At 58.3% G+C, this 21734-nt stretch carries 21 protein-coding genes; 15 read left to right on the forward strand and 6 right to left on the reverse strand.

All coding sequences use genetic code 11. The annotated features are described in order from the left end of the window. Positions 1-29: 29 nt before the first annotated feature. Complete coding sequence (gene typA, locus Mal65_RS17730) at positions 30-1856, reverse strand: translational GTPase TypA (RefSeq protein ID WP_231131167.1); 1827 nt, start codon at positions 1854-1856, stop codon at positions 30-32. Between the two features lie 706 nt (positions 1857-2562). On the opposite strand from typA, the gene Mal65_RS17735 reads away from it, so the two are divergent. The 7 genes from Mal65_RS17735 to Mal65_RS17765 all read left to right on the forward strand — a co-directional run bounded on the left by Mal65_RS17735 (position 2563) and on the right by Mal65_RS17765 (position 10023). Continuing rightward, a complete protein-coding gene (locus Mal65_RS17735; RefSeq protein ID WP_145300538.1) occupies positions 2563-3906 on the forward strand; it encodes a Na(+)-translocating NADH-quinone reductase subunit A in 1344 nt (447 codons plus the stop codon). A gap of 19 nt (positions 3907-3925) precedes the next feature. Then, positions 3926-5185, forward strand: coding sequence for an NADH:ubiquinone reductase (Na(+)-transporting) subunit B (locus Mal65_RS17740; RefSeq protein ID WP_145300541.1), 1260 nt, complete (start codon positions 3926-3928; stop codon positions 5183-5185). Continuing rightward, positions 5172-6041: a Na(+)-translocating NADH-quinone reductase subunit C gene (locus Mal65_RS17745; protein ID WP_145300544.1), complete on the forward strand. Its 870-nt coding sequence runs from the start codon at positions 5172-5174 to the stop codon at positions 6039-6041. Before Mal65_RS17740 ends, Mal65_RS17745 begins: the two co-directional genes overlap by 14 nt. A gap of 2 nt (positions 6042-6043) precedes the next feature. Beyond that, positions 6044-6670 carry an NADH:ubiquinone reductase (Na(+)-transporting) subunit D gene (locus tag Mal65_RS17750; RefSeq protein ID WP_145300547.1) on the forward strand — a complete coding sequence of 209 codons (627 nt, stop codon included), beginning with the start codon at positions 6044-6046 and terminating at the stop codon, positions 6668-6670. A 6-nt stretch (positions 6671-6676) separates the two neighbouring features. Continuing rightward, positions 6677-7315: an NADH:ubiquinone reductase (Na(+)-transporting) subunit E gene (gene nqrE / locus Mal65_RS17755; protein ID WP_145300550.1), complete on the forward strand. Its 639-nt coding sequence runs from the start codon at positions 6677-6679 to the stop codon at positions 7313-7315. Between the two features lie 134 nt (positions 7316-7449). Further along, the gene (nqrF, locus tag Mal65_RS17760; protein ID WP_145300553.1) at positions 7450-8673 is read left to right on the forward strand and encodes an NADH:ubiquinone reductase (Na(+)-transporting) subunit F; all 1224 of its coding nucleotides are present in this window, start codon (positions 7450-7452) and stop codon (positions 8671-8673) included. A gap of 6 nt (positions 8674-8679) precedes the next feature. Beyond that, a complete protein-coding gene (locus Mal65_RS17765; protein WP_196784260.1) occupies positions 8680-10023 on the forward strand; it encodes an FAD:protein FMN transferase in 1344 nt (447 codons plus the stop codon). Positions 10024-10078: 55 nt separating this feature from the next. Here the strand turns inward: Mal65_RS17765 and Mal65_RS17770 are convergent, their stop codons facing one another. Continuing rightward, positions 10079-11380, reverse strand: coding sequence for a hypothetical protein (locus Mal65_RS17770; RefSeq protein WP_145300556.1), 1302 nt, complete (start codon positions 11378-11380; stop codon positions 10079-10081). A gap of 47 nt (positions 11381-11427) precedes the next feature. On the opposite strand from Mal65_RS17770, the gene Mal65_RS26635 reads away from it, so the two are divergent. Further along, the gene (locus tag Mal65_RS26635) at positions 11428-11580 is read left to right on the forward strand and encodes a hypothetical protein (RefSeq protein ID WP_165701358.1); all 153 of its coding nucleotides are present in this window, start codon (positions 11428-11430) and stop codon (positions 11578-11580) included. Between the two features lie 72 nt (positions 11581-11652). On the opposite strand, the gene Mal65_RS17775 is transcribed toward Mal65_RS26635, so the two are convergent. Continuing rightward, positions 11653-11856, reverse strand: coding sequence for a hypothetical protein (locus Mal65_RS17775; protein ID WP_145300559.1), 204 nt, complete (start codon positions 11854-11856; stop codon positions 11653-11655). Positions 11857-12087: 231 nt separating this feature from the next. Here Mal65_RS17775 and Mal65_RS17780 point away from each other — a divergent pair, with 231 nt between their 5' ends. Together Mal65_RS17780 and coaD are read left to right on the forward strand one after the other, a co-directional pair. Beyond that, positions 12088-13308, forward strand: coding sequence for an aminotransferase class V-fold PLP-dependent enzyme (locus tag Mal65_RS17780; protein ID WP_196784261.1), 1221 nt, complete (start codon positions 12088-12090; stop codon positions 13306-13308). A gap of 52 nt (positions 13309-13360) precedes the next feature. Then, the gene (gene coaD / locus Mal65_RS17785; protein WP_145300562.1) at positions 13361-13858 is read left to right on the forward strand and encodes a pantetheine-phosphate adenylyltransferase; all 498 of its coding nucleotides are present in this window, start codon (positions 13361-13363) and stop codon (positions 13856-13858) included. A 20-nt stretch (positions 13859-13878) separates the two neighbouring features. On the opposite strand, the gene Mal65_RS17790 is transcribed toward coaD, so the two are convergent. The 3 genes from Mal65_RS17790 to Mal65_RS17800 form a co-directional block, all read right to left on the reverse strand. Further along, positions 13879-14853: a phosphatase PAP2 family protein gene (locus Mal65_RS17790; protein WP_145300565.1), complete on the reverse strand. Its 975-nt coding sequence runs from the start codon at positions 14851-14853 to the stop codon at positions 13879-13881. Between the two features lie 375 nt (positions 14854-15228). Beyond that, on the reverse strand, positions 15229-15819 hold the full coding sequence (locus tag Mal65_RS17795; protein ID WP_145300568.1) for an RNA polymerase sigma factor: 591 nt from the start codon (positions 15817-15819) through the stop codon (positions 15229-15231). Between the two features lie 571 nt (positions 15820-16390). After that, positions 16391-16720 carry a hypothetical protein gene (locus Mal65_RS17800; protein WP_145300571.1) on the reverse strand — a complete coding sequence of 110 codons (330 nt, stop codon included), beginning with the start codon at positions 16718-16720 and terminating at the stop codon, positions 16391-16393. Between the two features lie 439 nt (positions 16721-17159). Between Mal65_RS17800 and Mal65_RS17805 the strand changes: the two genes are divergently transcribed. The 5 genes from Mal65_RS17805 (at position 17160) to Mal65_RS17825 (ending at position 21373) form a co-directional block, all read left to right on the forward strand. Continuing rightward, positions 17160-17972 (forward strand): double zinc ribbon domain-containing protein, encoded by an 813-nt coding sequence (locus Mal65_RS17805; protein ID WP_145300574.1) that lies wholly within the window; start codon positions 17160-17162, stop codon positions 17970-17972. 228 nt (positions 17973-18200) lie between these two features. Continuing rightward, complete coding sequence (locus Mal65_RS17810; RefSeq protein WP_390621869.1) at positions 18201-19178, forward strand: DUF502 domain-containing protein; 978 nt, start codon at positions 18201-18203, stop codon at positions 19176-19178. A 155-nt stretch (positions 19179-19333) separates the two neighbouring features. Next, positions 19334-19513, forward strand: coding sequence for a DUF2256 domain-containing protein (locus Mal65_RS17815; protein ID WP_145300580.1), 180 nt, complete (start codon positions 19334-19336; stop codon positions 19511-19513). Between the two features lie 39 nt (positions 19514-19552). Then, complete coding sequence (locus tag Mal65_RS17820) at positions 19553-20785, forward strand: acyltransferase family protein (protein WP_196784262.1); 1233 nt, start codon at positions 19553-19555, stop codon at positions 20783-20785. Between the two features lie 219 nt (positions 20786-21004). Continuing rightward, positions 21005-21373 (forward strand): DUF2237 family protein, encoded by a 369-nt coding sequence (locus tag Mal65_RS17825; RefSeq protein ID WP_165701572.1) that lies wholly within the window; start codon positions 21005-21007, stop codon positions 21371-21373. The last annotated feature ends 361 nt before the right edge of the window (positions 21374-21734 follow it).

The raw sequence follows: 21734 nt of genomic DNA on the forward strand, positions 1-21734 counted from the left end.
TCCCGACAAGCTTCGCCGCCTAGCGAGGCTTAGACAGCGGCCGCGGTTTTCCCGGCACGCTTGATGCGCCGGCGATCCGCTTCGCCCAGCACAGCCTTGCGAAGCCGAATGTTTTCCGGCGTGACTTCCACCAGTTCATCGTCTTCGATGTATTCCAGCGCGGCTTCCAACGACATGTCGCGCGGCGGCTTCAAAATCACATTTTCGTCGCTGCCGCTGGCCCGCATGTTGGTCAATTTTTTCTCACGGCACGGGTTCACCGTCATGTCGTTGTCGCGAGCGTTTTCGCCGACGATCATGCCCTCATAGACTTCCGTCCCCGGGGCGACGAACAATTCGGATCGGTCCTGCAAACCGAACAAAGCAAACGGCATCGCTTTGCCACTGACCATGGAGATCAACACACCGTTTCCGCGACGCGGTACTTCGCCCTCGACCACTTGGTAACTGTCAAACCGGTGGTGAATGATCGCCGTCCCGCGGGTGGCGTTCAGCAACTTGGTTCGCAAGCCGATCAGACCACGCGAGGGGATTTTGAAGCTCAGCAAACTGAAATCGCCGCGCTGTTGCATCACGTCCAAGGTTCCGCGACGCAAACCCACCAGTTCCATCACCGGCCCCATCGTTTCGGTGGGCACCTCCACCCGCAAATCTTCGTAGGGCTCGTGCTTGATTCCGTCGATCTCTTTGTAGACCACCTGCGGCTTTCCGACGCTCAGTTCGTAACCTTCGCGTCGCATCGTTTCGATCAAAACGGCCAAGTGCAACACGCCCCGGCCCGCCACGGCGTAGCTATCGCTGCCTTCGACCTGACGGACCCGCAGCGCGACGTTTCGCTCCAGTTCTTTTTCCAGCCGTGCTTTCAGCTGACGCGTCGTCACGAACTTGCCTTCGCGACCCAAAAACGGCGACGTGTTGACACTGAAAATCATCTCAAGTGTCGGTTCGTCGACGCTAAGCCGCGGTAGCGCGGTGCCGCCTTCGGCATTCGCGATGGTGTCGCCGATTTCGACGTTCTCCAAACCTTCGATCGCGATCACGTCTCCAGCCGACGCTTGTTCGGCGGGGGTGCGCCCAAGCTTGTCGAACACGAACAGTCCGCCAACCTTCGCCACGCGCTTCTGATCCTTTTGGTACAGCATCACGTTTTGACCGCTGCGAATGGCGCCGGCGGTGATCCGACCGATCGCGATTCGGCCGACGTAGTCGCTCCAGTCCAATGTGGTGACCAGCATTTGCAGCGGAGCTTCCGTTTCCACCTCAGGTCCGGGGACCGCGTCCACCAGCAAGTCCAACAGCGGTTGCATGTTGGGAGACGTCGTCTCGGGGTCGGTCGTGGCGAATCCCTCTTTCGCACTAGCAAAAACGTAGGCCGCGTTGTCCAACTGGTCTTCGCCGCCAAGCTCGGCCAACAATTCCAGCGCTTCGTCCAGCGCCTCGTGCGGGCGGCCGTCCGGACGGTCGACCTTGTTGACCACCACAATGGGCCGCACGCCCGCTTGCAACGCTTTTTCCAGCACAAAGCGGGTTTGCGGCATGGGGCCTTCGGCGGCGTCGACCAAAACCAACGCTCCGTCGGCCATCTGGACGACGCGTTCGACTTCGCCGCCGAAATCCGCGTGGCCCGGCGTGTCGATCAAGTTGATTTTGACGTCGCGATAGGGAATCGCGATGTTCTTGGACAAAATGGTGATCCCACGCTCCCTTTCCAAATCATTGGAATCCAGGATGCGTTCGCCTTTCAGTTCCGCATCGCGAAACTGGCCGCTTTGACGCAACAGGCAATCGACCAGCGTGGTCTTTCCGTGATCAACGTGGGCGATGATGACGACGTTTCGGATGTCGTTGCGACGCAAGGGCGGATGCCTTTGATGGAAAGGGTGTATTGAGTTCGTATTCGTCGGCCGGGCAAACAATCGCCGGGGCCCGCGTGCGACGTTTCTTTCGGTCGCCACGTCAAAGCAGTGACTTCCAAAGAAGACGCCGGCATCGGGCATCCCGTGACGATGCACCTAAGGGATGCCGCGTGACGATGGGTTCGCTCGATTTGGGGGCGGCCGCCGTCGGAACGCCAACGCGACCTGACAGAAAAACGGCACCGCAAACCGATGCAAAAAAAATTTCTGCAGCAGCGTAAACGCGCAGGGAAAAAACGCTAGGCGTATTGATTCAAAGGTGGGACCCGATCGCGGAGCATCCGCAGGCGGTTACCGGAAGACGAACGTCCCGTGCAGCGGGTGTTAGCGGCGCGCCAGTTACCGTTGACAGGTCTCGTTGCATTGCATGCAGCGGCGGCAAAGTTTTCCAGTTGCAACGGTCACCGATGACCGCTGTGGGATGCCCACGGGAAAACCGTCCACAGCAGCGTCCAATGCCGTTGTCACTTTTGCTTGCCTGTGCGATATTCTGCCACAGTGACGCCCGCAAGAACCGCGGGCGTTGACTTGGACCTACTTTGTGATTTTTTTCACAAAGTCTCTGCGGCGTGTTTTGCCACGACCAGGCGGTCTTCGACACGGGCCGGCGTTCGTGTGAAGCATTCTTTCTAGGCTGAAACAGTCGATGGTAACGATCAAAAAGGGTTTGGACCTTCCCATCACGGGATGCCCGGAACAGCACATCGAAGTCGCTTCGCCGGTTTCGTCGGTTGCCCTGTTGGGTGACGACTATGTCGGTATGAAGCCCACGATGCTGGTGGCCGAAGGCGACACTGTTCGCGCGGGCCAACCGGTGTTCGAAGACAAGAAGACCCCAGGTGTGATTTTCACCGCTCCGGCTTCGGGTCGCGTGACCGGTGTGGTCCGCGGTGCGAAACGGAAATTCGAAGCGTTGACGATCCAGGTCGAAGGCGACGAACGCGTCGAATTCGACCAGGCCAAGGGCGGCACGCCGTCGGGCATGGGCCGTCAGGGGCTGACCGACGTGTTGGTCCAGTCCGGATTGTGGACCGCCTTCCGCGGACGCCCCTACGGCAAAGTTCCCGCCCCGGGCACCACCCCGCATTCGATCTTCGTGACCGCGATCGACACCAACCCGCTGGCGGCCGATCCCGCGGTGGTGCTGGCCGACCGCAAGGACCAGTTTTCACTGGGCTTGGAAGCGATCGCCGAGCTGACCGATGGGAAGGTGTTCGTGTGCAAATCACCGAACTCCGAGATCCCCGGGTCATCCAACACCAAAATCGAAATTGAATCGTTCGGCGGCCCCCACCCGGCGGGGCTGGTCGGCACACACATTCATCACTTGGATCCGGTGGGACCGACGAAAACGGTTTGGCACATCGGATACCAAGACGTCGCGGCGATCGGATCGCTGTTGATCAATGGCACGTTGGATCCGCGACGCGTGATCGCGTTGGCCGGACCGGTCGTCAAGCAGCCGCGATTGTTGGAAACCCGTTTGGGCGCCAACGTCAGCGAATTGATCGACGGCGAATGCGAAGACGTCAAAGTCCGGCCGATTTCCGGTTCGGTGCTTTGCGGACGCACCGCGTTGGATCCACACCAGTACCTGGGCCGCTATCACAACCAAGTCTCCGTCTTGGCCGAAGGCGATGACCGAGAGTTTCTTGGCTGGCAAAAACCCGGTTTTGATAAGTACAGCGTGACACGCGTTTTTGCATCCGCGATGACGCCGGGCAAGAAATTCCCCTTCACGACGTCCACCGGCGGCAGCGTGCGGGCGATGGTGCCACTGGGAACCTACGAAAAGGTCGTCCCGCTGGACATCCTGCCGACGCAATTGCTGCGTGCCCTGATCGTCCGCGACACCGACCAAGCGCAACAGTTGGGCGCGTTGGAGTTGGACGAAGAAGACTTGGCGTTGTGCACGTTCGTGTGTCCCGGCAAATACGAGTACGGTTCCCTGTTGCGTGAAAACTTGACCACGATCGAACGGGAAGGTTGATCAAGGAAAACCCAGAAACATGAAAGCACTGCGCGACGCTCTGGATTCGGTTCACCCTTACTTTGAAAAGGGTGCGATTCTGGAGAAGGCCTACCCGGTCTACGAGGCCCTCGACACATTTCTTTACACACCCGGCGAAACCACGCACGGCTTGACCCACGTTCGCGACGGCATCGACCTGAAGCGGATGATGAGCATGGTCGTCTTTGCGTTGGTCCCGGTGACCCTGTTCGGCATGTGGAATGTCGGTTACCAGGCCACCGAAGCGGTTGAAAAGATGACCGCCGCGGGGATCGACATCGATTACGATTGGCACCACCAACTGTTCCAGGCGATCGGCTTCGGCTATGACGCATCGGATCACGTGGCCAATTTCGTGCTCGGTGCGATTTTCTTTTTGCCGATGTACATCGTGACGATGTTTGTCGGTGGCCACATCGAATTGGTGTTCAGCGTTCTGCGTGGACACGAAATCAACGAAGGCTTCTTGGTCACCGGACTGTTGTTCCCGCTGACACTGCCCGCATCCATTCCGCTTTGGCAGGTCGCACTGGGGATCGCGTTCGGCGTGATCGTGGCCAAGGAGGTCTTCGGCGGAACGGGTCGAAACTTCTTGAACGTCGCCCTGACCAGCCGTGCGTTCCTGTACTTCGCCTACGCCGGCCAAATCAGTGGTGACAAAGTCTGGACGGCCGTCGATGGCTACAGCGGCGCGACCGCCCTGGGCCAAATGGCGATCGCCGAACAAGACGCGGTCGGTTCACTGGCAAGCGTCGACTATGTCTGGGGTGCCCAGGAACCGATCACTTGGATGAGTGCTTTCATCGGCACCATTCAGGGATGCGTCGGCGAAACCAGCGCCCTGTTGTGTTTGGTCGGTGCCGGCATCTTGATCGCTTGTGGCGTCGGATCTTGGAAAATCATGACCGGCGTGATCGGCGGTGTCGTCGCCACGTCGCTGTTGTTGAATGTGGTGGGCAGCGAAACGAACCCGATGTTCGAAGTCCCGTTCTATTGGCACCTGGTCATCGGCGGCTTGGCGTTCGGTTTGGTCTACATGGCCACCGACCCGGTCAGCGCATCGATGACCGAAACCGGTAAATGGTTTTACGGCGGACTGATCGGATTCATGACCGTCCTGATTCGGGTCATCAATCCGGCTTTCCCCGAAGGCATCATGCTGGCCATCTTGTTCGGCAATGTGTTTGCTCCGCTAATCGACTACTTCGTCGTCCAGTGGAACGTCTCTCGCAGAAAGGCTCGTTATGCAACGGCGTGATTCGATCGGCAACACCATCCTGGTTGCCCTGGTTCTTTGCGTGGTCTGTTCGCTAGCGGTGAGCGCCGCGGCGGTCGTCCTGCGTCCGATCCAGGCAAAGAACAAGCAACTGGATCAACAACGAAACATTCTGGACGCCACTGGTCTGGCGATGGGTGAATACGGAAAGCCCGCGTCGCAACTGTCGGCTGAAAAGGTGGCAGAACTGTACGAGTGGATCAGTGAAAAATTGGTCAACTTGGAAGACGGTTCCTACAACACCGAAATCGATCCGGAAACGTACGATCCTCGCGAAGTGGTCGACGACAAGGCCCGCAGCGTCGAAGTCGTCGCCGAGGATTACAACCCCGGAATCGGCCGCCGGGAAAAGGTCGCCAAGGTCTTCTTCGTCAAACGTCCCGGCGAAGACCGTATCCGACAAATCGTCTTGCCCGTCTATGGCAAGGGATTGTGGTCGACCATGTACGGATACTTGGCGATGAAGAGCGACCTGGAGACGATTCAAGGTCTGACGTTCTATGAGCACGGGGAAACCCCGGGCCTGGGCGGCGAAGTGGACAACCCGCGTTGGAAACAACAGTGGGAAGGCAAACTGCTGTTCAACGACAGCGGGCAACCGGCGGCCAAGGTCAGCAAGGGCCCGGCGCCCCCCGGAAACCCGTATTCGGTCGACGGTCTGTCCGGTGCCACCATCACCAGTAACGGCGTGACCAATCTGATCAATTACTGGGCCGGCGATGACGGCTATGGCCCGTTCATGAAGAAGCTTCGGACGGAATTGAACGAAGCACCCGCCGGCGAAGAAACCGCTGGCGTTTCAACGAGCACCGGACCTCAACCCACGCTGGAGGGTTAATCATGGCAGCCCCCAAACCCAAAGAGGTCCTGCTGGGACCACTGGTTGATAACAACCCGATCGCACTGCAGATCCTGGGAATTTGTAGCGCATTAGCGGTGACCACGAAGATGGAAACATCGGTCGTCATGGCTTTGGCGGTGATCGCGGTGACCGCGTTCAGTAACCTGGCCGTCAGTGCGATCCGCAGCTTCATCCCCAGCAGCATTCGGATCATCGTGCAGATGACCGTGATCGCGTCGCTGGTGATTGTGGTCGACCAATTCTTGAAGGCCTTCTTTTTCGACATCAGCAAGCAGCTTTCGGTCTTCGTCGGGCTGATCATCACCAACTGCATCGTGATGGGTCGCGCCGAAGGCTTTGCGATGAAGAACCCAGCCGGTATCAGTTTCCTGGACGGCGTCGGCAATGGCCTGGGCTACGGCATGGTGCTGTTGGTCGTCGCGTTTTTTCGGGAACTGTTCGGTAATGGTTCGCTGTTCGGCGTCACCATCATGGAACTGGACCGCAACGGCGGCTGGTACAACCCGAACAACTTGATGTTGTTGCCACCCAGCGCGTTCTTCTTGATCGGCATCATGATCTGGGTGATCCGATCGTTCCGCCCCGAACAAATCGAAGAGGCCTAGAGTCCGATGGAAGAATACCTGAGCATCTTTTTGAAGGCCGTCTTCGTCGAAAACTTGGCGTTGGCCTTCTTCCTGGGCATGTGCACGTTCTTGGCGGTCAGCAAGAACGTCAAAACGGCCCTCGGTTTGGGCGTCGCGGTGATCGTGATCGAAACCATCACGGTGCCGGCCAACCAGTTGATCTATGACTGGATGTTGAAGAAGGGCGCGTTGACTTGGTTGAACGGCCTGGGCATCGGCACCGACGTGATCGATTTTTCGACCGTCGATTTGACGTTCCTGTCGTTCATCAGCTACATCGGCGTGATCGCGGCGATGGTCCAGATTCTGGAGATGACGTTGGACCGATTTTTTCCGGCGCTTTACAACGCGTTGGGAATTTTCCTGCCGCTGATCACGGTGAACTGCGCCATCTTGGGTGCGTCGCTGTTCATGCAGGAACGCAGCTACAACTTCCCCCAATCATGTGTCTACGGTTTCGGCTGCGGTGTCGGCTGGGCCATTGCGATCGCCGCGTTGGCGGGAATTCGTGAAAAACTGAAATACAGTGACGTTCCACCGCCGCTGCGTGGTTTGGGAATCACGTTTATCACGGTTGGATTGATGTCGCTGGCGTTCATGTCGTTTAGCGGGATTCAGCTTTGATCCGATTCGGGCGGGTGCCGGGATCGTTGCCAGACGCGGTTGCGTCGGACATCCGTAAGGCATCTGCCGCCGCATGATCGGCCTGCCGATCCGTTGGTCATTCACATTTCAAAAAGTCAACAAAGTCTGATTCGATGACAACCGTTGTTTTCGGCGTCGTGATGTTCACCTTCGTGGTGGTCGCGTTGGTGGTGGTGATCTTGTTGGCCAAGAGCCAACTGGTGGCTTCGGGCCCGGTGAAGATCACCGTCAATAACCAGAAAGAAATCGAAGTCCCCGCCGGCGGAAAGTTGCTAGGCGCGTTGGCTGACGCCGGCATTTTCGTTTCCAGCGCCTGCGGCGGTGGCGGCACCTGTGCCCAGTGCAAGGTGAAAGTGACCGAGGGCGGTGGCGACATTTTGCCGACCGAAAAAGGTCACATCAGCAACCGTGAAGCGAAAGAAGGCGACCGTTTGAGTTGCCAAGTCGCGGTCAAGCAAGACATGCAGGTTGAAGTTCCTGCCGAAGCCTTCGAAACCAAGAAGTGGGAATGCACCGTCCGCAGCAATCACAACGTTGCGACGTTTATCAAGGAATTCGTGCTGGAGTTGCCCGAAGGCGAAGAAGTCGACTTCAAGGCCGGTGGTTACATCCAAATCGAATGCCCGCCACACGTCCAGGAATACAAGAACTTCGAGATCGAAGAGGAATACCACCCGGACTGGGACCGCTTTGATGTTTGGCGCTATGTGTCAAAGGTCGATGAACCCGTCGTGCGTGCTTATTCGATGGCCAACTACCCGGGCGAAAAGGGCATCATCATGCTGAACATCCGGGTCGCGACGCCGCCGCCACGTGGCCCCGAAGGCATCCCGCCGGGCAAGATGAGCAGCTTCATCTTTGGCCGGAAGCCGGGCGACAAGGTCACCATCAGCGGTCCCTACGGTGAGTTCTTTATCAAAGACACCGACGCCGAGATGGTTTACATCGGTGGTGGTGCAGGCATGGCTCCGCTGCGAAGCCATATCTTTGAACTGTTCAAAAACCGGAAGACCGACCGTAAGGTGTCGTACTGGTACGGCGGTCGCAGCTTGCGTGAACTGTTCTACATCGATCACTTCCGTGAAATCGAAAAGGACTTCCCGAACTTCCAATTCAACATCGCACTTTCCGAGCCGATGCCGGAAGATAACTGGACGGGCTACGTCGGTTTCATTCACCAGGTGTTGTTGGAAAATTACCTGTCCAAACACCCGGCTCCCGAAGACATCGAATACTACATTTGTGGACCGCCGATGATGAACCAAGCGGTCTTTAAGATGTTGGATGATTTGGGCGTCGAACCGGAAAACATCGCCTACGACGACTTCGGTGGTTGATCTTTCATGAACGCATTCATGCACGTCGCAACGCGGTCGCACTTTCGGGTGGCCGCGTTGTTTCTTTTAGTCTCACTGGGCATCGGTCAATCGCGAGCCCGCGGTCAGCAAGACCTGGTCAGCTTTGCGGGCCAGACGATGGGGACGACTTATTCGATCAAGATCGCACCGCCCCATGATTCGCTGCCGGACGATCTTCGCTTTCAGGTCGATGCCGAATTGCGAACCGTCAACGACCAGATGTCGACCTATTTGAAGTCGTCAGAGATCTCGCAGTTCAATGCATCGGATTCGACCGACTGGTTCGACGTCAGCGATGCGACCGCCCTGGTGGTGAAGCGAGCGTTGGAGATTTCGGAACTGACCGATGGCGGCTTCGACGTCACCGTGGGACCACTGGTGGACGCGTGGAGCTTTGGGCCCGCACCGCGTTCCAATCAAATCCCCGACGATGCATCCTTGGAACGCTTGAAAGCGGCGACCGGGTATTCGCATCTGCATGTCCGATTACATCCACCGGCGTTACGCAAAGACATTCCCGATCTGCGCATCGATCTGTCGGCGATAGCGAAAGGCCATGGCGTCGACCGCATCGTCGAATTGCTGCGGTCCACCGGTGCGGAAAACGTCTTCGTTGAAATTGGCGGTGAAATTCGAACGACGGGGGCAAAGCCAAGTGGCCCCTGGATGGTCGGCATTCAGGCGCCCGATCAAGCGATGAATCGTCCCGCGATTGCCCACGGTTTGACTAACGCGGCGATCGCAACATCGGGCGATTACCGAAACTTTTTCATGATCGATGGCGTTCGGTATTCCCATACGATTGATCCGCGAACGGGACGCCCGGTTAAGCACGACGTCGCCTCCGTTTCGGTGATTACCGACGATTGCATGTCGGCCGACGCATGGGCCACCGCGATCAATGTGCTGGGGCCAAACGCAGGTATCAAAGCCGCCAAAGCCGAAGGCCTGGATGTGTTGGTGATCCATCGCAACGAGGATGGTTACGACGCAGCGGCCACCGGTCAGTTCCAAACGTATGTCGATCAGTTGACGACGGTTAAAGTTTCGAATGATGCGAATCCCAAGGACGAATCTTCCTTGGTTGCACGTGTCCTGCCATTGGCGGTCGTCACGGCTGTGTTTATGGGAATCGTTGTCACCGGCATGGCCGTCGGCGTGATGTTCGGACGGCGTGCGATTAGCGGAAGTTGTGGCGGGCTGAACAGCAAAACCAACCCCGATGGATCCACCAGCTGTTCGCTTTGCAGCAACCCCAGCGATGCATGCAAGGAACTACGCGAAAAGATGCAGGCGGAAAAACCAGCCGCCGAAAACGTGACTTCTTGATCGTTCCTTGCGGTCACGGATCGAACGTGAATCGGCGCCGCGGTGGGAACCACCGTTATGAATTGCGGGCCAACAGTTCACTGATGTCCAAAAGATGGACTTGGCGACCGTCTTGATGTGGGCTGTCGATGGCCACCTGCGTGCCGTCTTCGCTGCAACGCGGGTGCGTGTCACAACGCCATTCACCCGTGTAAGCACGTGGTGATGGGAAATGTCCGAGATCGAATCGACGGCCGCTGGGAACGTGATACAGGTACACCGTTTGACGGCGGTCGTGTTTGGACGGATAGGTGTCGTTTAAAATCCAATCACCGTGGTCGCCGCGCAAATACGTGTTGTGACCATTGGTCTTCATCACCCCGACACCCACCGGGGTCACTTTGTCCGTGCGATCGACGAAGTCATAAAAGCCGTCGGCCATCCCAATCGGTCGCGTCCACATCGTGACGACTTCGTCATCTTTCCAGATGAAGTGGGACGTTTTTCCGGAAGGATCCAATTCATACAAGTCGTTGCCGTCCATATCGGCGGTCAACATCCGCGTCACAAAACCGCCCTTGTATTGCAACGTCGGGGGATCAAATTCCGGGCGGAATCGATGCAACACGATAAAACGCGTGCCGGACGGATTGATCAACAAATGGTTGAAATAGTGCCACGCTTCGTCGTGCGTCTGGCCATCGTGCCAGGGCATTGCGGCGACACGGTCAAGTGAAAGGATTAAACGGCTGTCGCCTGTTTCCAAGTCAACTTTCCAGACGCCCGATTCCTTTGGGCTCCGCTGATCGACAAAGGGATCGGCCAGTCCGTCATAGCCGTATCCCGGACGCAGGTTATCGATGCGACGAAAATCCGCAGACAAACCAAAGCGACCGTCGTCACTAATCGTATAAATCGGCCGATCAATCGTTCGCGTTCGTCCCGATTTCAAATCGTGAATGCGACACACGAACTGGTCACCCTGGCGGTCGTTCCACAGGACACGACGTCCGTCGCGTCCGATCCATTGCAACATGCAACCTTGCTGCCATCCCCACGCGTTGGACACACCAAGTGGCACCCAGCGGTCACCGGCGGCGGTGTCGACATAGCCGACGTCGATCGAATCGTTTCCCGTGGGGGAACGCCCTTCGAAATTCACCCGGTTTGAAAGCACCTTCGTCCCCGTCGGGTCGAATTCTCGTTTGTCGTAATATCCGAACCAGTGGTGCCCCGGCGGCTTGGTGATCTGACGGCACGGCACCATCGTTTCCAGCTTGCCGATCCCCTGCGAATCGGCTCGTGCGTCAGAAAAGGCACACGTCGACAACGAAGCCGCGGTCGCGGCACGACAGAACTGGCGTCTTGTGATTGGCATGGTGGGGCGGCCGTGAGCCGGGCCCAGGAAAGGGGGAAGGGCGGGACGTGATCAATCACCGCTGTTACTTGGTGACCATGCAGGCCAAACCGGTGATGGAACCACCAAGATATCCGTTTGACAACGCGTCTGCGGCCCGTGTCATCGCCAACCTGGGCGACGAGCCGGCGGTCAGCGGCAACGGAATCCACTTGTTTTAGCGTCAGTCGATCGCACGACCTCGCCGGGAGGAACCACTGCCAATGACGGGGGGCGTGGTCAAGACGGCCGGGTTATCGCTGCTCGCGATAGGTCGTGAAGCTCAAAAAGACCAGAATCAGGCCGAAAATGGCGAAGGTCAGGTCCATCAGCAGGCTGGCGTAGCCCAGCGGAGCGACATCTTCCATGCCGGCCAGGCCCATGATCGCATCGGCACCAAACAGCACGACGACCAGGATCGAAGCCACAAGGCTGATCAGACAAAGCGCCTTGGGCATCAACCAACCTCTTGAAGGGGATTAAAGGACAGAAATGCGGCCCGCCGGGACAGACCGTTGGATTTGCGTGGGAACTTCATCGGCAAAGTATAGTTGCCCTCGACGCATTTTCCCACGCCCGCCCAAGGTGTGCATTTTCACGAAAATTCACCGCTCGGACGGCTGTAAGGATTGCGACGAAAGTGCGATGTTGATTGCGATACTTCGTCCCGTCAACGCGGCATTTGGCCCATGAATTCGACGCCCGCCCCTGAAAATTCGTCATCCGCCCCCCCAACATCGACCGCCGACGACTTGCTGCGGCGCGATCCGTGGCTGTGGTGGCGAAACCAGATGCCGATCACGGCCAAATGGCATTATTTCGACCATGCCGCCGTGGCCCCCCTGCCCAAGCCCGCCGCCGATGCAATCACTAAATTTGCGACTCAGGCCAGTGAAGAGGGCGACACGGTTTGGCCACAGTGGCACGATTGCCAGGAAACCCTGCGTGGACAATTTGCCCAGCTGACCGGTGCATCGATCGACGAAGTCTGTTTGATTCCGAACACAACGACCGGCATCAACCTGGTGGCCGAAGGGTGGCCGTGGCAGCCGGGCGACAGCGTGGTGGTGCCCGAAGGCGAATATCCCAGCAATTTGCTGCCGTGGCTGAACCAACAGAGCAAGGGCGTGGACGTGCGAATCGTTCCCCGCCGCGATGGCCGCGTGGAAATCGATGACTTGTTCGACCGTGTCGACGATTCGACTCAGATGATCGCCGTCAGCTGGGTCGGATTTTCCAGCGGCTACCGGGTCGATCTGGAATCTCTGGTGCACCGGGCCCATCGCCGCGGCGTGAAAGTCTTTGTCGACGCGATCCAGGGCTTGGGAATGTACCCGCTGGATCTGTCCCAAATTCCTGTCGACTTTCTGGCGGCCGATGGTCACAAGTGGCTGCTGGGGCCCGAAGGTGCCGGCGTCGCCGTCGTTGCCAAGCGGCACCTGGAAACGTTGCGGTGTGTCGGCGTGGGCTGGCACAGCGTGAAAGAATCCAAAGCGTTCACGGCAACCGATTTAGACCTTCGCCCAACCGCGGCTCGTTTCGAAGGCGGGTCGGCCAACATGGTCGGGTTTGCCGCCTTGTCGGCCAGCGTTGAATTGTTCCTGCAAGTCCGCCGCGTGCACGGTGCCGGCGCGATCGCTGACCGGGTCATCGGGCTGGTCGACGGCTTTGAACAAATGCTGCGTGAACGAGGTCTGATTTGTCACACACCTGTCGGGTCAATGCATCGCACGGGAATCGTTATCTTTGAAGTCCCCGGGGTCGATGCGGCGAAAGTCCGGCAAGCGGCCTTGGATTCTTCGATGGTCATCAGCTGTCGTGGTGCGGGTGTCCGCGCCAGCATCCACGCTTACAACACGCTGCACGAACTGGAACAACTGGCTGATTTGGCCGCAGGCCTGGCAAAGTAGCCGAACGGATCGGCCCAGGGTCTGCCATCTTCTCTCGCTTCACCGATTGACCATGCCCCACAAAAGCACGGCCGTCTACACCGGCTCCTTCGACCCCGTCACACTGGGACACCTGCACATCATCCAGCGGGCTTCGGCGTTGTTTGAAAACTTGGTCGTCGGGATCGGCATCAACGCGGACAAACGTCCAATGTTCTCGATCGAAAAGCGGGTCGAATTGGTTCAAAAGGTGACTGAGCCTTTCGAAAACGTCCGTGTCGAACCGTTCGATGGCTTGGCCGTCGACTTTGTCCGCCAGCAAAAATCGTCGCTGATGATTCGTGGCATTCGACCGCTGACCGACACCGCCGGTGAATTCACGATGATGATGGCCAACCGACAGTTGGACGACAGCATCGAAACCGTGTTTCTGATGGCCGATGAGCGTTTCTCACACGTCAGCAGTTCGTTGCTGAAACAGATCGCCGCGGTCAGTGACAGCGATCAACGTTTGGCAAAGTTCGTTCCGCCACCCGTTTTGGACGCGCTGCGACAACGAATGAGCGAATAACCAACGGCCGATGCGACAATTCAGGCCGCTCGTTTTTCTTTCTGCGATTCCGCGTTTTCGCTGTCCCCGCTGCGAACGCCGCCGCCGGAACCTTCGCCCGCCAACGCGTAACTGCCACGTTTGCGACGTCGCAGTCGCTGGTGCGATTCGGGTGCAAAACGATCGAACACGCTGCCCAAGAGATTGGGGCTGAAGCAGACGTATCCCCACAGCAGTCCGAACGCCACGCCGCCGATTCCGTCGGTAAAGAAATGGGCACCGCTTAACAATGGCTGCAACAGTTGGCCGGCACCGATGATGAAGAACAGCCAGCGACCGCGCGGCAGGATCACCCACAAACCGACGATCAATGCCGTCGCCGTGGCGACTTTGCCGCTAGGGAACGCGCGTGTCTGTGCGGCGAAGGTCGCGATCTGATCAAGGTCCCAATCAAACGCCCACAACCACGCATAGTCGGTGGTGGCCAAATCCAAGTTCAACGCGTGGGGTTTGGGCCGCAACACAAACAGTTTGGCCATCATGGCAACCGAACCACCGCCCAACGCCAAGGTCGCCAGTCGCGGAACTTGCCAGCGTTTGCCGGGAGCCATCAACATGATCCCCACCAACACCAAAAAGACGCCGATGCCGTGGGAAAATACCAGGGTCAGATCCAGGGCACTCTGAAAATCACTGGACCACCGCGTGTTGGCGACGTAGCGGGCGATCGGAACATCCGCCAGCGTCAACAGCGGCACCAGCAAGAACAGGAACGCCGACAACCACAGTAGAGTTCCGGGCCGATAAAACCCTTCGCCGACACCTTCGGTCATCGATACCGACGAACCACTGTTTCGGACACGCCACGACCCGCTGTCCTGGCGTGATGGTTGACGACGCGGCAACGGTTTCATCAACAATTCCAACGCCGACGCGCTCAACGCATCAACGGGAGCCGCGGGACGTTGACCGTCGCTCGGTGATTCGTGATCGGTGGATTGGGGATGATGAAGCATCGTGTCGATCCAGACCTCGTGATTCACCCATCAATTCCGCACGCCCCAAAGCCCAATCGTTGGGCGACGGCGTCGGGGTGAGTTTTGCGGAGGGTATTCAATGAACCACCCTGGTGAAAAGCCCATCCCGTCCGGCGATCCACCGCAATTCGGCCCCCAACTTTGCCCGCTTGCCTGCAACGCCTGTTTTCCAGTTTGCTTGCAATCACGGTTCGTCCCGCTTCGCTGTACTGCTGCTCGGTCTCGGCAAGAATCACTCCTGCAGAAGGCGCTGGTGAAAGCCCGAAAAAGCCCCGCCAATGATTCTTCACCGGCGGGGCGTCACGAAATTTGGTGCAGGAGCGACTGACAGAAACAGATCCAACGGTCAGCGGATCAAACGGCTTGCATCACATCAATCTCCTTGGCCAATCGCTTCCGCGCCACGTGCAGACGTCGCTTGATCGTTCCGACCGGCGCGGCAAACGCATCGCTCATTTCGACCAAGGTTTGCCCGTTCAGGTAAAACGCGTTCAGCGTGTCCCGATCCATCTCGTTCAATCGTCCGATACCGCTGCGAACTGCGGCGGCCTCTTCACGATCCTGGGCGAAGGTTTCGGGCGTTGCGTCGGCTGCACACGTTGCTTCCAAAGTCTCGGGATCACAAACGACCGCGCCGCGATGACGCGTGATGCGGTTGATCGCCATGCGGTGCAAGATCTGACGCAACCACCCGCCGAAAGCTTCCGGAACACGCAATTGATTGATCTTCTGCATCGCCTGCATGAAGACGTCTTGGGCCAATTCTTCGGCCTCGTCGCCGTCACGGACTTTTCGCATCGCCAACGCAACGATTCCGCCACGGTAACGTTCGAACAGTTCGCCAAAGGCTTCGCGATTTCCATCCTGGGCCGACTTCACCAGTTCAGCCACGCTGCATTGGCGAAGCTGGGCCGGAGACATTGGCTGTTCATCGATTGCATTCATCGTTGATTTCCTTTTCCCGATCCGCCTTGTCAGCCGATTCGTCTGGGCCAGCGTTCTGCTGGCCGCCGGTGACGATCGACGTGAATCCAAAAGGGGCGGATTCGGTGGGCGACGGCTTTCTTCGCTGCCGTCGCGGTGGGGTGTTTTGCTGGTTGTGTTTGGCTTCGTTGAACTTCGCGACTTGGCGATCGGTGGGATCCGAAAGTGGTGCGAAATTGCGTTGTCGTGGTGGCCGGCCTGGCGGCGGGGGTCGATCAAGACGACTTTGGCAAAACGGTGTTTCGTCGATGGTCACGGCCGAATTCGGGCGGACCTGACAAGGGAACCGATGTCCAAAGGCGTCAAACCGATTGCTTGGTTGACCGCGATGACCATGCCGACCGAATGCAGTGCGTTGTGAGAATCCAAACGTCCGATGACGGCTTCGTTTCAGTGCGAAGCATCACGGCCGATGGACCAACACAGCGGTGCCGGATCGGAAGGCGATTTCAGCGACGGTCAAAACGTTGGATGTGTCGTGTCAGCCGTGACGTGCGAGGGTTTTCCGCACGACCAAGGCCGGCGATCGACATCAGCCGCAGCGTTTGCCAAGCGTCGGTTTCAATCGCCCTGTGCCGATCGAGCCCTGCGTTGTCACCGGCACCAAAATGGGCCGGCCCGGACAACGCGGGTGCATGCGATCCGACAAGACATCCAGACCTGACGACATCGAACCCGATAGGTGTCGATGTGATCTGGATGAGAACAGCCACTGCCAATCAATCCCGTCACGCAGATAACTGCGAATCAAACGGGTGGCGGTCTGCAATGCGGCGGCAAACGCACCCATGACGCGATTCGTGCGTACTTCGACAACTGCAAAGACGCGAACGACGACGGCGGCGGCTTGTTCCAAACGCATTTCAAACCTCCCGGCACCCTTTGTTTTGGGTGCGGCAGCAAAACAAAAAAACGATGAAGTTGATGGGTTGGGCAGAGCCGGTGGCTCCAACCCAGGCGACGGTCAGGATACGATTCCACCACGCCAACGGATTAACCGCGGTGTGGCAAACAACATCAACCGTCGCAAAAAAGGATACTCCTGGGGAGCAACGGGGACCAGCGAAAAGCGGATCCAGCCGCCACCCAATCTCAGGGATCGGTCGTAAGGACGCCCAGGGCAAGGGAAGGTTCGCGGATAAAAACCTGTTTTTCGTTTTTCCAGGAATTTTCTTTTTGCCCCGGCGGACATTCGCGATTCGTACCACGTTCATTCGCGCCGATTCGGTTCGCAACGTAGGTGACGGCCGCCCGACGAACCACGCCGCGGCCGACTTTTCCCACTCAAGTACCCCACACCGATGACGGACCAGCGGTCAACCATCAGCGCGACTTCAACCGGATGGGTGGATTTAGTTCTGCCGCCGACCTGTGTCTTGTGCAGCCGACAAACCCTGGGTGGCGGCGACTTTTGCCAGGATTGTCTGACCCGTTTGGCCGTTTCACGTCCAAAAATGCGGTTGGGATGCCGGTGGTGCGGAGTGCCCGGCGGGGCATCAGCCGCCAAAACCGGTCGCTGCACCGCGTGTGGTGGTGATGCGTCAGGCCCCGGCAAAGGCTGGCGAATCGACCGCACCCATGCGCTTTGGTCCTACGAAGAAGCGGTTCGGGGCATGGTCGTCGCTTCAAAATATGGCCGCCATGCGGCGATCGCCGTCGCCGCGGCGGGACACTTGGCGTCGGAGATTCTCCGGGATCATCGCGGCGACATGGATCCGTTGCCCGACGTGGTGACCTATGTGCCGTCGTACTGGACACGCCGGTTGTCGCGTGGTGGTTGTTCGGCCGAAACCTTGGCGGTCACTGTAGCGAACAAGTTGGATCGTCCGTTTGTATCAATCTTGCGGGCGCGGCGACCGATCGCGAAACAAGCGTGGCTGGGGGATCGTCAGCGAATTTCCAACGTCCGCGATGCCTTTGTCGTTAAAAAAAGCTATCTTCCAACGGACCGTTTCGGCCGGGCACCGTCTGGCCGAATCAAGGGTGGGCACGTCATGATCGTCGACGACGTGATGACGTCGGGGGCGACGACCAATGAAGTGGCACGTGTCCTGAAGTTAGCTGGTGCCGATAGGGTCAGCGTGGGCGTCATTGCACGGGCAATTCGCCAATGACTCGTAGACTGGCACGGCTGATGCGTTCCCGAAACACGTCCGGGGTGGCGACGAACGCACCACTCACCCCAACCGGCCCCAACGCGTTGGCCGGACAAGCACAGGCTCATCAGATCTTGTCGGTCCCGAAACCAACCACGAGCCGACCATCGACTCAAAGCGACTGAAACCACTTTCATGAGCGACGTTCCAACACCTTCCGATTCCGATTCGCCGCAAGCCGATGATATGGCCGACGCGATCCGCGTGGCTTCGTCGCGCGCCGAATCGCGCGGTGGCACGATCCGACGCGCCATCCTGCGCGGCCTCGGTGTGGTGCTTCCGCCACTGTTGACGATCGTCGTGTTGATCTGGGCTTGGAACGCGATCGAAAGCTACGTGCTTCGCCCCGTCGAAAGCGGTATCCGTCACGCCATCGTTTGGTACGTCAACGACACGTTGGCAGATATCCCCGAAGGCGCTCAGGCATCCACCGAATCGGGCCGCCGTCTGGACGGGTTCTTTTACGAAGGCACCAACTATGTCCCGGGCCCAAACGGTTTCCGTTTCCTGCCGGACTACGTCGTCAACAAAGTGGACGACAACGCCGATTACTTCGGCCCGTTCACACCGGGCCCCGCCAGTGCGTCGGCTTATTGGCACCGTTATGTCGAACTGACGTACATGCCACGTTCGATCGTGGTGCCGGTGTTTTTGATCGTATTCCTGACGGTGCTTTATTTCCTGGGACGCGTCTTCGCCGGCGGAGTCGGGCGATGGTTCGTGGCCAGTTTCGACGCGGCCATCCTGCGGATCCCGATCGTCAACAAGGTCTACGGCAGTGTGAAGCAAATCACCGACTTTGCCTTTGATGATCGCGAGATTGAATTCAACCGCGTCGTGGCAATTCAATATCCACGCGAAGGCATTTGGTCGATCGGCTTCGTCACCGGTGGCAGCATGTTGGAGATCACCGAAGCGTGTGGCGAACCGACGCTAAGCGTTCTGATGCCAACCAGCCCGATGCCGATGACGGGATTCATCGTGACGGTGCGACGCAGCGAAGCCATCGATTTGGATCTGACGATCGACGAGGCCATACAGTTCATTGTCAGTTGTGGTGTGGTCGTTCCGCCGCAACAACGAACCGACGGTTCCGTCGTACCACGACGCAAAGCACCGGTCACGAGCGAAGCTGTCGTCGGGGAAACCGCGGAAAAGGTCTAGGGCGCTCGGGCCAATGCGTGTCCTGTCACCGGCCGTTTCCCAAGGCTTGGGGCGCCGTCCGGAATCACGCCCCTTTTGCGGCGACGCAATCCCCATGATCTTCTTGCATCCATGGGTTCCCCGATCGCCAAACGTCGCCCGACGCAGAAGACCCGATGCCAAAGAATCGAGATCGCAAACGAACGCTGCCACAAAAAGTTTGCCCGGTTTGTGGCCGAACGTTCGTATGGCGTAAAAAATGGCGCAGCCAGTGGGAACAAGTCCGCTATTGCAGCCAGCGATGCCGCCGACAACGTGATGCGTCATCGGCTGGCCGGCCTCCATTCCCAAAGTGACCGCCCCGATGCCACACACCGCGATCCGGAACCCCGGCGATGAACACCCCTTCTGACGATTCCCGCGGTGATGTTCCGAATGAACCGGCGCTGACCGCGACGAAAACGGGACGAGTGGTCAGCATCGACGTGTTCCGCGGCATGGTGATGTTTTTGATGCTGGCGGAAATGATGCACCTGGATCAATTGGGTGATCACTTTCCCGACAGCACGATTTGTCAATGGATCAGCTTTCATACGTCCCACATCGCTTGGGAAGGCGGGTCGTTGCATGACATGATCCAGCCGGGATTCACCTTCCTGGTCGGTGTCGCGTTGCCATTTTCCATTGCCAGTCGACGTCGTCGCGGCAGCAGTGACACCAAGTTGTTTTTACACGCCCTGTGGCGCGCCGCGGTCTTGGTGCTGCTGGGCATCGGCCTGCGTTCCCTTGGTCACGATTCCACTCAATTTCGCTTCGACGACACGCTGACCCAGATCGGATTGGGGTACCCGATCGCTTTTGTGATTTGCTTGCTGTCGCCACGTTGGAATGTGATCGCATTGGCGGTTGTCCTGATCGGTTTCTGGACGTGGTACGCGGCGTCGGCCCCGCCACCGGATGACTTTGATTATGCCGCGGTCGGCGTGCCCCAGGACTGGCCCCATCACCACGATGGTTTTGCATCACGCTGGAACAAAAACAGCAACCCCAGTTGGCGGCTGGAAGTCTGGTGGATGAACTTGTTTCCTCGCGAAGAACCGTTTGTTTGCAACGGCGGAGGTTACTGCACCATTTCGTTCATCCCGACGCTGGGCACGATGTTGTTGGGGATCTTTGCCGGACGTTGGTTCCGCGACATCCGTTCGTTCGGCGGACGCATGAGACGACTGCTTCTTGCGGCATCCATCTGCTTTGTCTTGGGTTGGTTCTTGGGGTGGACGGATCTTTGCCCGATCGTCAAACGAATCTGGACGCCGTCATGGACACTGGTCAGCGGTGCGGTTTGTTTCCTGTGGCTGGCCCTGCTGCACTGGATCTGTGATCAGCACCAATGGCAGTCATGGAGTTTTCCGTTTGTCGTCATTGGTGCGAACAGCATCCTGGCATACGTGTTCAGCTGGACGATCGTTGAACCGATTCGCGATGTGCTGTTTTGCCACTTGGGCCGTGATTCATTCGCATGGTTCGGCCCCGCGTCGATCAGCACCGTATCGGGTGCGATCACACTTTTGATCATCTTCGGCATGCTACTTTGGCTTTATCGACGCCGTGTCTTTATCAAGATTTGATCGGCGCACGCGCTGAACATTGACGGCCCACCGGAATAGCCCCGATCATCCAAAATCAAATTCCGGATCCGGTGCGATTTCTCGCTAATGGGGGCCCCCGTCGCGACGGGCTCAAGACGACGCTAGGCTGTTTCCCATCGGCCTACAATGACGCCGAGGCGGGCCCCAATGGCGATGGGGCTGCGGTGACATGGCAATCCTTGGATTTGGAACGTGATGATGGCAAAGGCCAAGAACGTACTGGGGGGCGAACTTCAAACCTGCAGCACCGATCCGATGACCGGTTTTTACCGCGATGGTTGTTGCAACACCGGCGGCCAAGACACGGGCCTGCACGTCGTTTGTTCTCAAGTCACCGCGGAATTCTTGGAATTCAGTCGCCAGCGTGGAAACGATCTGACCACCCCGAATCCGATGTTTGATTTCCCCGGTCTGCAGCCCGGCGATCGCTGGTGTTTGTGCGCCGCGCGGTGGAAGGAAGCCTTCGATGCCGGCATGGCACCTGCCGTCGTCTTGGAATCAACGCACATTTCAGCACTCGAATTCGCCAATCTGGACGAACTGAAACAACACGCCGTCGACGCATAGGACGGCCGACACTGGTGTTATGCCGCATCTCTGTCTGGGCGGCCCCGTCGCGACGCCTCTCTCCGACGCCCCCCATCTTGTGTACGTGCACCGGCCAGTCGATAGAATCGTGACGACCGGCGTGTCTGTTCGCCGCGAGCGTCGATTCCATGCCGCGTGCCAGCCGATTCGCTCGGCCGACTGGATTTCGCACCGGTTGGATTATCGTTGACTGGACCGATTTGGTGGCCCCGATCGTCCTGCAGGGGATCGATTCCGTTCGACCATTGAACGGAATATCTGACCGTTACCGGATGAACGGTCCGTCGGTTCACGCGGGCGAACTCCGATCGCGAAGCCGCACGTTCCATTCGTTACCGAG

It is taken from the genome of Crateriforma conspicua, from assembly GCF_007752935.1.
In the GTDB taxonomy this organism is placed as follows: domain Bacteria; phylum Planctomycetota; class Planctomycetia; order Pirellulales; family Pirellulaceae; genus Crateriforma; species Crateriforma conspicua.